Annotated in this window: 11 protein-coding genes; 7 read left to right on the forward strand and 4 right to left on the reverse strand. The window is 39.9% G+C overall.

The features are described 5' to 3' along the window. Nucleotides 1–3: 3 nt before the first annotated feature. Complete coding sequence (locus CYAN7822_RS19245) at nt 4–1,011, forward strand: nitrate ABC transporter ATP-binding protein (RefSeq protein WP_013323928.1); 1,008 nt, start codon at nt 4–6, stop codon at nt 1,009–1,011. 43 nt (nt 1,012–1,054) lie between these two features. Here the strand turns inward: CYAN7822_RS19245 and CYAN7822_RS19250 are convergent, their stop codons facing one another. Continuing rightward, nucleotides 1,055–1,651 (reverse strand): Uma2 family endonuclease, encoded by a 597-nt coding sequence (locus tag CYAN7822_RS19250; protein ID WP_013323929.1) that lies wholly within the window; start codon nt 1,649–1,651, stop codon nt 1,055–1,057. 663 nt (nt 1,652–2,314) lie between these two features. Here CYAN7822_RS19250 and CYAN7822_RS19255 point away from each other — a divergent pair. Together CYAN7822_RS19255 and CYAN7822_RS19260 are read left to right on the forward strand one after the other, a co-directional pair. After that, nucleotides 2,315–5,641 (forward strand): PAS domain S-box protein, encoded by a 3,327-nt coding sequence (locus CYAN7822_RS19255; RefSeq protein WP_245602602.1) that lies wholly within the window; start codon nt 2,315–2,317, stop codon nt 5,639–5,641. Between the two features lie 195 nt (nt 5,642–5,836). After that, on the forward strand, nt 5,837–6,169 hold the full coding sequence (locus CYAN7822_RS19260) for a hypothetical protein (protein WP_013323931.1): 333 nt from the start codon (nt 5,837–5,839) through the stop codon (nt 6,167–6,169). Nucleotides 6,170–6,236: 67 nt separating this feature from the next. Here CYAN7822_RS19260 and CYAN7822_RS19265 read toward each other — a convergent pair whose 3' ends face one another. Together CYAN7822_RS19265 and CYAN7822_RS19270 are read right to left on the reverse strand one after the other, a co-directional pair. Further along, entirely contained in the window at nt 6,237–6,824 is a 588-nt protein-coding gene (locus CYAN7822_RS19265; RefSeq protein ID WP_013323932.1) for a rhomboid family intramembrane serine protease, read from the reverse strand. 76 nt (nt 6,825–6,900) lie between these two features. Further along, nucleotides 6,901–7,893: a LysR family transcriptional regulator gene (locus tag CYAN7822_RS19270; protein ID WP_013323933.1), complete on the reverse strand. Its 993-nt coding sequence runs from the start codon at nt 7,891–7,893 to the stop codon at nt 6,901–6,903. A gap of 149 nt (nt 7,894–8,042) precedes the next feature. Between CYAN7822_RS19270 and CYAN7822_RS19275 the strand changes: the two genes are divergently transcribed. Continuing rightward, complete coding sequence (locus CYAN7822_RS19275) at nt 8,043–9,224, forward strand: RtcB family protein (protein WP_013323934.1); 1,182 nt, start codon at nt 8,043–8,045, stop codon at nt 9,222–9,224. Between the two features lie 70 nt (nt 9,225–9,294). Then, complete coding sequence (locus tag CYAN7822_RS19280; protein WP_013323935.1) at nt 9,295–9,891, forward strand: hypothetical protein; 597 nt, start codon at nt 9,295–9,297, stop codon at nt 9,889–9,891. Between the two features lie 112 nt (nt 9,892–10,003). On the opposite strand, the gene CYAN7822_RS19285 is transcribed toward CYAN7822_RS19280, so the two are convergent. After that, nucleotides 10,004–10,660 carry a hypothetical protein gene (locus CYAN7822_RS19285; protein WP_013323936.1) on the reverse strand — a complete coding sequence of 219 codons (657 nt, stop codon included), beginning with the start codon at nt 10,658–10,660 and terminating at the stop codon, nt 10,004–10,006. 536 nt (nt 10,661–11,196) lie between these two features. Here CYAN7822_RS19285 and CYAN7822_RS19290 point away from each other — a divergent pair. Together CYAN7822_RS19290 and CYAN7822_RS19295 are read left to right on the forward strand one after the other, a co-directional pair. Next, on the forward strand, nt 11,197–11,712 hold the full coding sequence (locus tag CYAN7822_RS19290; protein WP_245602604.1) for a GUN4 domain-containing protein: 516 nt from the start codon (nt 11,197–11,199) through the stop codon (nt 11,710–11,712). A 187-nt stretch (nt 11,713–11,899) separates the two neighbouring features. After that, nucleotides 11,900–12,493 carry a peroxiredoxin gene (locus tag CYAN7822_RS19295; protein WP_013323938.1) on the forward strand — a complete coding sequence of 198 codons (594 nt, stop codon included), beginning with the start codon at nt 11,900–11,902 and terminating at the stop codon, nt 12,491–12,493.

Here is a 12,493-nt window from a genome sequence, read left to right on the forward strand (position 1 = left end):
ATTATGCAAACCTTCACCACCAGTCAACCGGAACAACACAAGGAGAACACGTTCTCGCCTTTTCTCCTGATTGATAATGTTTCTAAAGTCTATTCAACTGCTAAGGGTTTTTGTACGGTTTTAGATCAGATTAATTTGACGGTTCAAGAAGGGGAATTTCTGTGTTTGATCGGCCATTCTGGCTGTGGAAAATCCACTCTCTTAAACATGGTTTCGGGTTTTAATCAGCCCACAGAAGGACAAGTGCGGCTACAAGGCAAACTGATCACACAACCGGGACCGGACCGCATGATGGTCTTTCAAAATTATTGTCTTTTGCCTTGGAAAACAGCTTTTGAAAATGTTTATTTAGCCGTTCATTCGGTTTATCCTCACCTGACTAAAGCCGAAAAAATTGCTCGCGTAGAAGAATATTTATCAATGGTGGGTTTGACAGAAGCCGCCCAAAAAAAGCCTCATCAACTCTCAGGCGGGATGAAACAAAGAGTGGCCATTGCTCGCGCTTTGGCAATTCGTCCCCAAGTTTTAATTCTCGATGAACCTTTTGGGGCCTTAGATGCTATTACTAAGGAGGAATTACAAGAAGAACTCCTAAAAATTTGGCGCGAATATCGCTTAACTGTGCTGATGATTACTCATGACATAGATGAAGCTTTATTTTTAGCCGATCGCGTTGTCATGATGACCAATGGACCAGCCGCCAAAATTGGCGAAATACTCAATATTCCTTTTCCTCGTCCCCGAGTCCGTGCCCAAATTTTACAAGACCCGAATTATTATGCACTGCGTAACTCTGCGTTAGATTTTCTTTATCATCGTTGTGCTATTTCTGAAGACCCTATTACTGAAGTAGAAACACCATCGGAAAATCAACCCAAATTTTACCTAAAAATGGCGGGAATTGTGGGGGGAATTGCCCTTGCGGGTCTGATGGGATGGGGATTATTGCAGACATTTATTCCCAAACATTCTCAACCTTCTACTAATACGCCACTTGAATTATTAAAATAGGAAATAGGGGAAAAGTCATGGTCTATGGGAGCCGGAGTTTGACTTAGGAATTTGATTCTTCTGCGGCTTCAAAGTCGATCCGTTGATAAACCTCTTGTAGGGAAATTTGCCAGTCAACTGAAGCGAATTTTAAGACGGCATTTTCTCCCCCATAAAAGTTAATTGTCCATTGATTGTCTGATTGTTTAATATATTGCTCAATAAAATAGCGATATTGATCAATTAAGATATATTCTTGAAAGGTAGGAAGGGAACGATAATATTGAAATTTATCTCCTCGATCATAACCTTGTGTCGAGGAAGAAAGAACTTCAATAATAATTTGAGGATTGGTAACATTGGATTTTCCTTTGCCATGATAGATAGGTTGACCTTTAATCACCATCACATCAGGATAGGTATAAAAGTTATACTCAGGCAGCCATAATCGTACACCCTCCATAAAAACCTCATAATCTTGATTATCAATGGTTAAAGGAAAGTTACGACAAATGTTCAAACAAATTTTATTGTGATTAGTTGTTCCTCCAACCATCGGAATAATTTCTCCATTAAGATATTCGTTTTTATATTCGGCGGCTTCTTCTAATTCGAGATATTCTTCTGGGGTGTAGTAGCGTTTTTCGGTTTTTAGTTGCATTGGATTAACCTCTAACTCATTAGACTTCTTGCACACCTCCCAAGTTCTGGTCAAAAAAAGGGAAGTGAACGAACAGAAAACACCGGCTCTCGGAACACAGGTAACTTAAATGCCTGAGAGTTTACTATTTATGATAGCTCGAAGTCATTGCGGCAGAAGAAATCAGTAATCAGAAATCAGTTGCCAACAAGTTCGCGGCCTCAGTTAATCTTTCATATATTGCTTGTAATCACCGATACATGGCTTGAAAAAGGTTAAAAGCTTCTGGATGAGCAAGTGTAATCGCCAAAGATCCATTAAGCCGCCATTACTTTGACTATCCATACTTGCTGTCAATCAATCCCTCTTAGGGTAGAAATACTCCCTGATTTTTCACAAAAAAGGTTATTCTAGAATTAAGAACCACTTACCAACCACCATAAAGTATAAAAACAAAATACCCTAACCAGAATTAAGATCGCTAGTCTTGCTTAAGATTCTTTTTTAATAGAGAAAGAATCAAGCCAATCATGGCAATCTTTAGCGGCCTCTCTCAATCTCAAAGACCAACACCGCCTTGCGGCTCCTTTTGGAATCGCTCTTTTTTACATAGCTTTTTTTTGGTCAAAATTGGCCTGATTCAACATGAACTACCGTCGGCGATTGGGCTTATTAATTCTGAATATGACGACAGTTTCTTTGGTTGTCGCAGGAATCGGTATTTATACTTTATATCAAGCCGCCTTAGAGCAGCAGAAACAACGGTTAATTGAAACAGCGCAAAGTCAGGGTCGATTAATCGAAGCTATCGCCAAAAATACCAAAAATTCTCAAACGACCTTAGATACCTTGATAGCTGGATATGAAAAATTTAATGATTTAGCTCAAACAGGGGAATTGACCCTATTCAAAAGAGACAACGAGCAAATTATTTTTTTGATTCCCCATCAACATCCTAATGGTGAACATTTTCACTCTCTGTCAGTCAAAAGTAAAGAGTCCGAACCCTTTTTGCAAGCTCTCTCGGGCAAGTCGGGAATTTTTAGAGGACTAGACTATAGTGGAGATAAAGTTTTAGCCGCTTATGAACCACTCGCTCAATTACAGTGGGGCCTTATGGTCAAAAAAGACCTAGCTGAAATTCACGCTCCCTTTTTGATTGCCGGAACTTACACAATTTTTGCGGCTATAATTATTGATTTATTGGGAGCCATTCTGTTTTTAGGGATAGGAGAGTCAAGGATTGAGCAATTAGAAGAAAGTAACGCACAAGTGGCAGCACAAGAACAACTGACTAGGCTAAATCAACAGTTAGAAGACCGAGTGCAAGCACGGACAACGGAATTACAAAACATTAATGAACAATTACGCTTAGAAATTCATGAGCGTGAGCGTCTTGAAGAAGCTTTGCGGCGAGAGATAGATTTGTTAGCTCGCATTATGGAAACCAGTCCTGTGGGAATTATGATGGTTAATTCCCAAGGAAACATTATTTTAGCCAGTGAACAGGCCGAACGGGTCTTAGGAATTTCTTTAGCCAAAATGCTTAAACCCTACAATATTTTAGCCTGGAAAATCTTTGATGAGGAGGGAAATAGTATTTCTAATGCACAATCTCCTTTTCAACGAGTCATGCAAACAAGACAACCGATTTTTACTGTTCATCATCTTGTCGAATTGCCCAACGAAGACCCTACCCTTCAAGAGCGGGGTTTCAATAAACAGTTATTACTGTCGTTTAATGCTTCTCCTTTATTAAATATAGAGGAAGAAATTGAGGGAGTGGTTTTAAGCATTGAAGATATTACAGAACGGGTTCAGGTCGAAGCGGCGTTAATTCATAGTGAAGCTCAATTTAGGGCGATTTTTGAACAGGCTGCGGTGGGGATGGGAATTATTGCCTTATCTGGTCAATTTATTCGAGTCAATCAACGATATTGTCAGTTATTAGGATATTCTGAGTCAGAACTTCTCTCGTTAACCTATCAAGAAATTACTTATCCTGATGATTTATTAAATAACCAGGAATTTGTCCATCAATTAATAGCTGAAAACCTCAGATCGGGGTCCGTAGAAAAACGTTACATTCGCAAAAATGGTGAGATTAAATGGGTAAATTTAACAGCTTCTACTGTGTGGGATTCTCAAGGAAATATAAAATATTTGATTGGAATTGTTGAGGATATTTCTGACCGGAAACGAACCGAGGAAGCTTTACGAGACTCTGAAGAACGATTTCGCAGTATTTTTAAGCAAGCCGCCGTAGGAATTGTTCAGATTTCTTTATCAGGTCAATTGATTTTATTTAATGATAAGTTTCTTGATATCGTTCAATATTCGGCAACTGAACTCCAGAAAAAAACCGTTCAATCTATCAGTCATTCTGATGATTTTGAGCAGGAATATATTCTCATGCAAACCATGCTCAAGGGCGAGCGGGATGATTTTGCCTTAGAAAAACGTTATCTTTGTCAAGATGGCTCTTTTATTTGGGTGCATTTGAGTGTTTCTCTGGTACGGACTTCCGAGGGACAAGCCATGTATTTTATTGGCATTGTCGAAGATATTAATGAACGGAAAAAAGCCATTGAAGATTTGCGGCAAAGTGAAGAACAATATCGACGAATTATTGAAACCACTGCTGAGGGAGTATGGATTATTGATCAGGATAATCTGACAACTTTTGTCAATCAGAGAATGGCACAAATGTTAGGTTATTCTCTGGAAGAAATGAAAGGAAGGTCTCTATTAGATTTTGTGCTGCCTCAAGAGCAAGCTCGAGTCACTAATAGTATTAAACGTCGCCGTCCCGGCATAATGGATCATCATGATTTTAAAATGATTCGTCAAGACGGAAGTCATTTATGGACAATGATGACGACGAATCCGATTTATGATTATACGGGAAATTATGTGGGGGCGTTGGTCTTATTAACCGATATTAGTGAACGCAAAAAAACTGAGGAGGCTTTACAACAGCTTAATGAACAATTAACAGCTAGGGTCAAAGAACTTGAACAACGACATCAAGATATTTTATTGCTCAATCAGGTCAATGATTTTCTCCAAGCTTGTTTAAATATTGAAGAAGCTTATGAAGTGATCGGGGAGTTACTACAACCTTTATTTCCTGGCTGCTCGGGCGGCTTATATATGCTTAATGATTCTAAAACTCTGCTCGAAGCCGTAGTAACATGGGGAGAAAATATATCAAGTAAAAGTTTATTTACTTTTGATGAATGTTGGGCTTTGCGACGGGGTTATATTCATTTGGTTAAACCCAATCAGCCGAGTTTGTTGTGTCTCCATACTCACCGAACTCCCGCACCAGTAGAAAGCCTTTGTGTGCCCATGATGGCTCAAGGGAAAGCTGTAGGCTTATTTTATTTAAGTACATCAGAACCCGAAAAAATTAGTGAAGTTAAACAACAATTAGCGCGAGCCGTTTCGGAACATATTTCTTTAGCTTTGGTTAATTTACAATTACGAGAGTCTCTTGAATCTCAAAGTATTAAAGATTCTTTGACCGGTTTATACAATCGTCGTTATATGGAAGAATCTTTAAAAAGGGAGATTAATTTAGCTCAACGAAAACAACATCCAGTGGGATTAATTATGATTGATGTTGACCATTTTAAGCAATTTAATGATAATTTTGGACATAAAGCCGGGGATTTGATTTTGCATGAAGTGGGGAATTTTTTAATGGCGAATGTTCGCAGTGGTGATATTGCTTGTCGTTATGGGGGCGAAGAATTTCTGCTGATTTTACCTGAAGCGTCTTTATCGGATAGTCAACAACGAGCAGAACAAATTAGAAAAGGGATAAAACAGCTTAATTTTCAACAGTATAATTCGGCTTTTACTTCCCTCACGGTTTCTATCGGAGTAGCTTGTTTTCCGGCTCATGGTAAGCAGGGGGAGACTTTAATTCAGTCGGCTGATATGGCTTTATATCAAGCCAAAAATCAAGGACGTGATCGCGTTGTGGTGTTTAGTTCTGTCTCTTAAACGCTAAGCCTGTACGGAATAGGCTCATCATTTAGTAAAATATTAACAGTGCTAAATGCCTTGAAAGCGGCATCCATTTAACCGTTTAATCCTGTCTCAATCGTTAAAAAAGTCTTGAGTTTCTGCGAAAGGTAAAGATTTAATCGGTTAATGGTCAGTATAAACGCCTAATCCATGTGCTTGTTGTAATTAATTATGAGTGATTTTTACGAGTCTCTACTGAAACATAAATACGCCTATGTAGCGATAGGTGAGTTTAAACCTGGTTGTTTTGGGGAAGCCCAGCGACTTTATGAAAAAGCTGTCTCCACCTTTACCACAGGGTTTAAAGGCGCTTTTTTACTGCAAAAACCGGGCACTGATGAAGGCATTGCCGTGATTATTTGGGACAAAATAGAAGATATGGAGCTTCATAGAACGGAAGATTATGACGCTATTTTGAATAAAATGAATCCTTTATTTGCCAGCCCTCCCAAAATCGATTTTTATGAGGTATGTAGCGAAATTACTGGCAACGGAAAAAGCTAACCTCTCACGGAAAAAACTCGAGTAGAGATGCGGCAAGCCATGTCTCTACTCTAATTAATCAATTTAATTAGCGATAATATTGTTTTTCTCTAGCAATTAATCTTGCTGTTATTACTCCCCCCAGAAAACCAAATAAGTGCCCTTGCCAAGAAATTCCCTGACTAGAAGGCAATATACCCCAAATAAGCGGACTGTACATTAAAAACACGAGGACAGAAATCACAATAGAAGCTAAATTGCGTTGAAAATAGCCTCGCGCCAATAAAAAGCCAAGATAACCGAAAATTAAAATACTTGCGCCAATATGCACTGAACCCGGAGCCGCAAACAGCCATACTCCTAAGCCGCCGATGAGCATGGTTACCAAAGTCACGATCCAGAAATCACTCGTTTCCTGAATCATCACCAACCACCCCAAAATGATAAAGGGAATAGTATTAGCGATCAAATGGCCAAAACCCCCATGTAAAAAGGGGGCAAACAAAATGCCCCTAAGTCCGATCAGACTGTGAGGAATGATGCCATAACCATCTAATGCCCGGTGGAAAATCAACTGATCAGCAATTTCCAACACCCAAAAAATAGCGACAAACGAGCCTAAAATTGCCGCTTGGGTTCTTAATTCACGGGAAAGAGAATTATTGTTTCGAGACATGGTTTAGGCCAAAATCAGGTCATGTTCTTTTATTCTAGCTCTCAGTTGAGCTAGAGGGGCAACCCCCAATCCGCGCTCACGAAAGATGAGTGATCGATAACGATTTTCCGTTGCTCTCTGGGAACTGCCCAAGAGACTTAGAGAATTCTCGCACTAACTCGCAAAAGTGAGCGATGGGCGGAATTTGGAGACGATCACTGGTAGTCACTAACACAACTTGACGGGTTAACTGATGAGTAAATCTTCCGTTAGGTAGAGGCGAAGAAAGCGTATTTGGGATATTATCTAGAGAACGGACCGCTAATGTTATATCCTGATGAGCATCTAATAACGCTGACTGGGGTAGAAGCGCGATAATTTCTCCTTGTCGTACGACTCCCCGAAAAGCATCTAATGTGTTTAACTCCATCACTGAATTTAGGGTCGCTTCTTGACGAGAAAACCACTCTTGTACTAATCTCTGCATTCCGTAGCCATCTTTAAAGACCACTTGGGGATAGCGAACTAATTCTGACCAAGGCACTTTTTCATATTGACTTAAGGGATGTTCCGCAGCCATTAAAACTTGTATGGGTTCTTCAAATAAAACATCTACCACCATGTCTTGACTAGCGGTTAAAAAGCGATTATTCATGACAATGGCTACATCCACTAACCCATCTCGCAAGACTTTTAAAGCGCGATCGCTACCTAGGGCAGTTACTCGTAATTGAATTCCTGAATAGTGGCGACAAAATTTTTGTAATATGGGCGGTAAATAATGGGCACAAACCGAGTGAATCGTTGCGACACAGAGTTCTGGCTGTTTTCCCGACTGTAAATCCGCAATTTCCTGATTAACGGCTTCCCACTCCTGACAAATTTTTTTAGCCCGAGGCAATAAGATTTCGCCTGCTATGGTTAATTTAGCCTGAGCAGTGCGGTGAAATAGCGACATTTTTAAATCTTGTTCTAAAGATTGGATTTGCCGACTGATAGTTGATTGAGTGACCCCACATTTGTGGGCCGCTTTGCCAAAATTCCCCGTTTCTGCCACTGCCAAGAACGCCTGTAACTGCTCGATCCGCATGCCTTATATCGGTCAAAATACTTAGGGTTGATCCTATCTCATGACAGTAACAGGTTTTGAGTTCGCTTTCAGTAGATCTTGATACAACAAATAAATTCTGAGATGCTTGTTTTAGGTGTATTATATATGTAATATATCTAATACTAACTATGCCTTACGAACAAGTAAAAGTTTCTACACCAACGCCGATTTTATCTTGGGCAAATCACCCGTTAGGGCCAAAAGAAACCCAAATGGCGAAAAATGTGGCTTGTTTACCCTTTGTATACAAACACGTGGCTTTAATGCCAGATGTTCACCTCGGTAAAGGCGCTTTAGTGGGTTCTGTGATTGCCACGAAAGATGCTATTATTCCGGCCGCAGTGGGCGTGGACATCGGTTGTGGGATGGCGGCTTTGGCTATGCCCTTTAGAGCAACTCAACTCGAAGGTAAACTCAAAAAAATTCGCTTAGACCTTGAAGCGGCTATTCCAGTGGGCTTTAATGAAAATAAAGACATCGAAAAAGCGGTTCATAACTGGCAACATTGGAAAGAGTTTAAACAATTACATTCAGGGGTACAAGATTTACAGACGAAAGCCATTAAACAAATGGGATCTTTAGGAGGAGGAAACCATTTTATCGAACTGTGTCTCGATGAACAGGAGCAAGTCTGGCTGATGCTACATTCCGGTTCTCGTAATATCGGTAACCATCTGGCTTTATGTCATATTTCAACCGCTAAACAGTTAGCTAAATTAAGCCAAACCTCGTTACCCGATGCAGATCTCGCGTATTTTGTGGCGGGAACCCCTGAATTTGCGGCTTACTGGCGAGATTTACAATGGGCACAAAGCTATGCTCGTTTTAATCGAGAAATTATGATGAGCCGCTTTAAACGCATTGTGGAAAAACATTTGGCCGGCGGAAAACCCACTAAACCCCTATTAAGCGTGAATTGTCATCATAATTACGCCGAGAAAGAGACTCACTTTGATCAACAAGTCTATGTTACTCGCAAAGGAGCCGTAAGAGCGAATTTATCAGATTATGGGATTATTCCTGGCTCAATGGGGGCTAAATCCTATATTGTCAAGGGAAAAGGCAATACAGAAAGTTTTTGTAGTTGTAGTCATGGCGCAGGACGTTTAATGTCTCGTAATCAAGCCAAAGAGCAATTTACCCTTGATGATTTGATCGCACAAACCCAAGGCATTGAATGCCGCAAAGATCACGGGGTTCTCGATGAAATTCCGGCGGCTTATAAACCCATTGATCAAGTGATCGCTCAACAGTCTGACCTTGTAGAGATCGTAGCTGTGTTAAAACAAGTGGTTTGTATCAAAGGTTAAGAATTCAACCACAAGCGTTAACTAATATAGAAACAGAGAATCGGTCTATGCTTAAAATCAATTAATTGTTATGCTTTCAAAAATTGTCCGTCCCTTGGTGCAAACTCAGATTCGTCTGTTGGCGAACTCAATGGCTACTCGTTCTATTTTAATGGATACCATTGTGCGCTGGTTGGGTTATTTGGGGGTACAAGCTCAAATTACACAACTCGAACCTATTTCAGACAAAATCAAAGTTTCCTTGACGGTTGGACAACCCGAATCATGTGACGCTACAGACTGGCAAACAATTTTAGAACATCTTCGTGCTTGTGGAGCATCGGAAAATGGCTCAAAGCTAAAACACTATAGCATGAGTCAGCAACAGCAGACATATTTGGCTAGATTGTTGGCTTATCTGATTCAAGTGGGTCATCCTGACTCGATTTTAGAATGGGAATTGATTAAAACTCATTTAAACGTTTTGAATTTAGATCATTCCCTTCAAGCTGAGATTAAAGCCGCCTTAAAAGTTCCCCAACAATCAGAGCAACTGATTAATAAACTTGACTCAGATTTAGTCGCCATCGCTTTACCCATTGCTGTTAGTGTTGCTTTACTCGATGGGGAGATTAACTTACAAGAAAATCAAGCGATTACAGCTTTGTTGGAAGCCATCAGAGCATAATCAATCCGCTTGTAAGGCAGGAAGGGGAAAGGAAAAATATTCATTTAATTCTGCTGTGCTTTCCCCTTTTCTTAAGAAAGCGACTTATAGCTCTTATAGAGCAAATGGCTGATTACCACAGACCTCTAATTGAACCTGTGCCAGTATTATCATTATTAGCACCTGAGTTGTTCATTTGAGAATTGTTTGGGTTATTGTTGTAATTGCTATTAGTGCCATTGGGATAACTTTGGCTGCCGCCTCGATTTTGCATCATCCGGTTATTGTTGTTATTGTTATTGGTGCCATTGGGATAATTTTGGCTGCCAGTGCGATTTTGCATCATCCGGTTATTGTTGTTATTGCTATTGGTGCCATTGGTGCCATTGGTGCCATTGGGATAATTTTGGCTACCAGTGCGATTTTGCATCATCCGGTTATTCTGGGTGTTGCTATTTCTACCATTCGGATAATTGTTTATGTTGGTGCCAGTGCTATTGTCATTGGTATAATCTGGTATATTAGTATCCGAGTCAACACCCGTTCCAGGTCTATTTTGTTCTCTATTAACTTCAGGGCTAGTATTTCTATCTCCTGTATCAACATTATTGATATCGTTAGAGTTGCCTACGCCAGCTTGTGCTACAACCTGAGTTGAGTCCTGATTCAAGCTAACTGAATTACTATTAACGGCCGCTAATGCTGGAAAACCTAGAAAAAGAGTCGCGCTTGTAATTCCGGTTATCATTACTGCTTTTTTAGTGATTTTTTTAGTAAAGTATTCTTGCATAATTTTTTTCCTTGTGGACTTTAAAATTTAGTTGTTTTAACAATAACTTTTGCCCTTTGTCCGTCCCTCTGTCTGAGGTATTGTCTAAATTAAATCCGGCTATTTTTACCGGAAAAGTTCGGGAAAAAGCGTTCAAATTAATCTGCTAAGTCTAGGCGATAAAATAAGCTTATAAATTCTACAAGTTCAATTTTTTGCCTGAATTTGCCTCAAAAAGAAAAGATATTTTTTTTGCCGTTACTTAGCTCACCTAAAGGAATAGATAAAAGTCAGAAATTTTTCAGTCTTTATAAAGATGTAAAGGATAGATAGCAATTCTTATGCTCGTGAGGCGGATCGTTTTCTCGTTTTAGCTCACACCGGCTCTGAGAACCGAGAATTCTCGAAAAGAGGATCACAAGCTTAGAATGATCAATATCACCGCTTGTCACTAATTTCGCTCACCTAACCCGACTTAAAAACTAGCTACACTAGAACCTGTAAAGGTTATCGTGATCAATCACTTTAATTTTTAGTGTTTTACTAATCGAGGGGAAATGATGAAACTAGACAGTAACGAGGTATTGCCCACCGGCAAAAAAGGGATTAACTACACGAATTTAAAAGAGCTTCTCGCCGCTCATCAATGGCAAGCCGCCGATCTCGAAACATCTAAGCTCATGCTACAAATCATGGGTAAGAAAAGCTGGTATGAAGTTTACCCGGCCGATGTGGATCGTTTTTCCTATAACGATCTGATCACCCTTGACCAACTCTGGGTTAAATATAGTGGGGGAAGATTCGGGTTTTCAGTGCAAAAAGGAATTTGGCTTAGTGTTGGGGGTTCTCTGTATGCTGATTACGATACCGAGAAAAAATTTGCTACCCTGGTGGGTTGGAAAAACAAAACACGCTGGTTAGATTACCAACAGTTTACCTTTAGCCTCAATGCACCAAAAGGCCATTTGCCGCTAGGTTCTCATCACCTGCGTCAAGTTTGGTGTTGGGCGCACTTAAGCCGACTATTTTCTCGCCTTGCTTACTATCAACTACAGAACCATAATAATAATTGAAACCTAGCACCAGCAAAATTTTTCAGTTCGTTTTCTTCCTTGCGTGATTCCTAAGTCTTTACTCTCCTGCCTTCTCCTCAGCATTTGGTATTTTTCGTTACTTTGTTACTCAAAATCGTTATGAGTATGATATAGTTGTAACAGTTTGTTAAGTATCGAGTTTGAGTAAACACACAAGGAGAGTAGTATGGCAGAGAGCCTAAGAGTAGGTCAAAGTGCGCCCGACTTTACTGCGACAGCCGTTATCGATCAAGAGTTCAAGACCATCAAACTGTCTGAGTATCGTGGTAAGTACGTGGTTTTATTCTTTTATCCCTTAGACTTTACCTTTGTTTGCCCTACAGAAATTATTGCATTTAGTGATCGCTATGATGAATTCAAAAACATCAACACAGAAGTTTTAGGGGTATCTGTAGACAGCGAATTTTCACACCTAGCCTGGATTCAAACTGAGCGCAAAGATGGTGGAATTGGAGATATTGTTTACCCCATCGTTTCCGATATCAAGAAGGAAATTAGTACCGCTTACAATGTATTAGATCCTGAAGCGGGTGTTGCCCTGCGCGGATTATTTATCATTGACAAAGAAGGTGTGATTCAACACGCTACCATTAACAACCTCTCTTTTGGTCGTAGTGTAGATGAAACTTTACGCACACTCAAAGCGATTCAATATGTTCAAAGTCATCCCGATGAAGTTTGTCCGGCTGGATGGCAAGAAGGCGATAAGACTATGATTCCCGATCCTGAAAAAGCGAAAATTTATTTTGCCTCTGTTTAA

This window comes from Gloeothece verrucosa PCC 7822 (assembly GCF_000147335.1).
GTDB lineage: Bacteria > Cyanobacteriota > Cyanobacteriia > Cyanobacteriales > Microcystaceae > Gloeothece > Gloeothece verrucosa.

Bases quoted from the DNA above. Each gene is read 5' to 3' on its own strand.
- CYAN7822_RS19245 (WP_013323928.1), top strand. From the start codon at position 4: ATGCAAACCTTCACCACCAGTCAACCGGAACAACACAAGGAGAACACG.
- CYAN7822_RS19250 (WP_013323929.1), bottom strand. From the start codon at position 1,651: ATGCAACTAAAAACCGAAAAACGCTACTACACCCCAGAAGAATATCTC.
- CYAN7822_RS19255 (WP_245602602.1), top strand. From the start codon at position 2,315: ATGACGACAGTTTCTTTGGTTGTCGCAGGAATCGGTATTTATACTTTA.
- CYAN7822_RS19260 (WP_013323931.1), top strand. From the start codon at position 5,837: ATGAGTGATTTTTACGAGTCTCTACTGAAACATAAATACGCCTATGTA.
- CYAN7822_RS19265 (WP_013323932.1), bottom strand. From the start codon at position 6,824: ATGTCTCGAAACAATAATTCTCTTTCCCGTGAATTAAGAACCCAAGCG.
- CYAN7822_RS19270 (WP_013323933.1), bottom strand. From the start codon at position 7,893: ATGCGGATCGAGCAGTTACAGGCGTTCTTGGCAGTGGCAGAAACGGGG.
- CYAN7822_RS19275 (WP_013323934.1), top strand. From the start codon at position 8,043: ATGCCTTACGAACAAGTAAAAGTTTCTACACCAACGCCGATTTTATCT.
- CYAN7822_RS19280 (WP_013323935.1), top strand. From the start codon at position 9,295: ATGCTTTCAAAAATTGTCCGTCCCTTGGTGCAAACTCAGATTCGTCTG.
- CYAN7822_RS19285 (WP_013323936.1), bottom strand. From the start codon at position 10,660: ATGCAAGAATACTTTACTAAAAAAATCACTAAAAAAGCAGTAATGATA.
- CYAN7822_RS19290 (WP_245602604.1), top strand. From the start codon at position 11,197: ATGATGAAACTAGACAGTAACGAGGTATTGCCCACCGGCAAAAAAGGG.
- CYAN7822_RS19295 (WP_013323938.1), top strand. From the start codon at position 11,900: ATGGCAGAGAGCCTAAGAGTAGGTCAAAGTGCGCCCGACTTTACTGCG.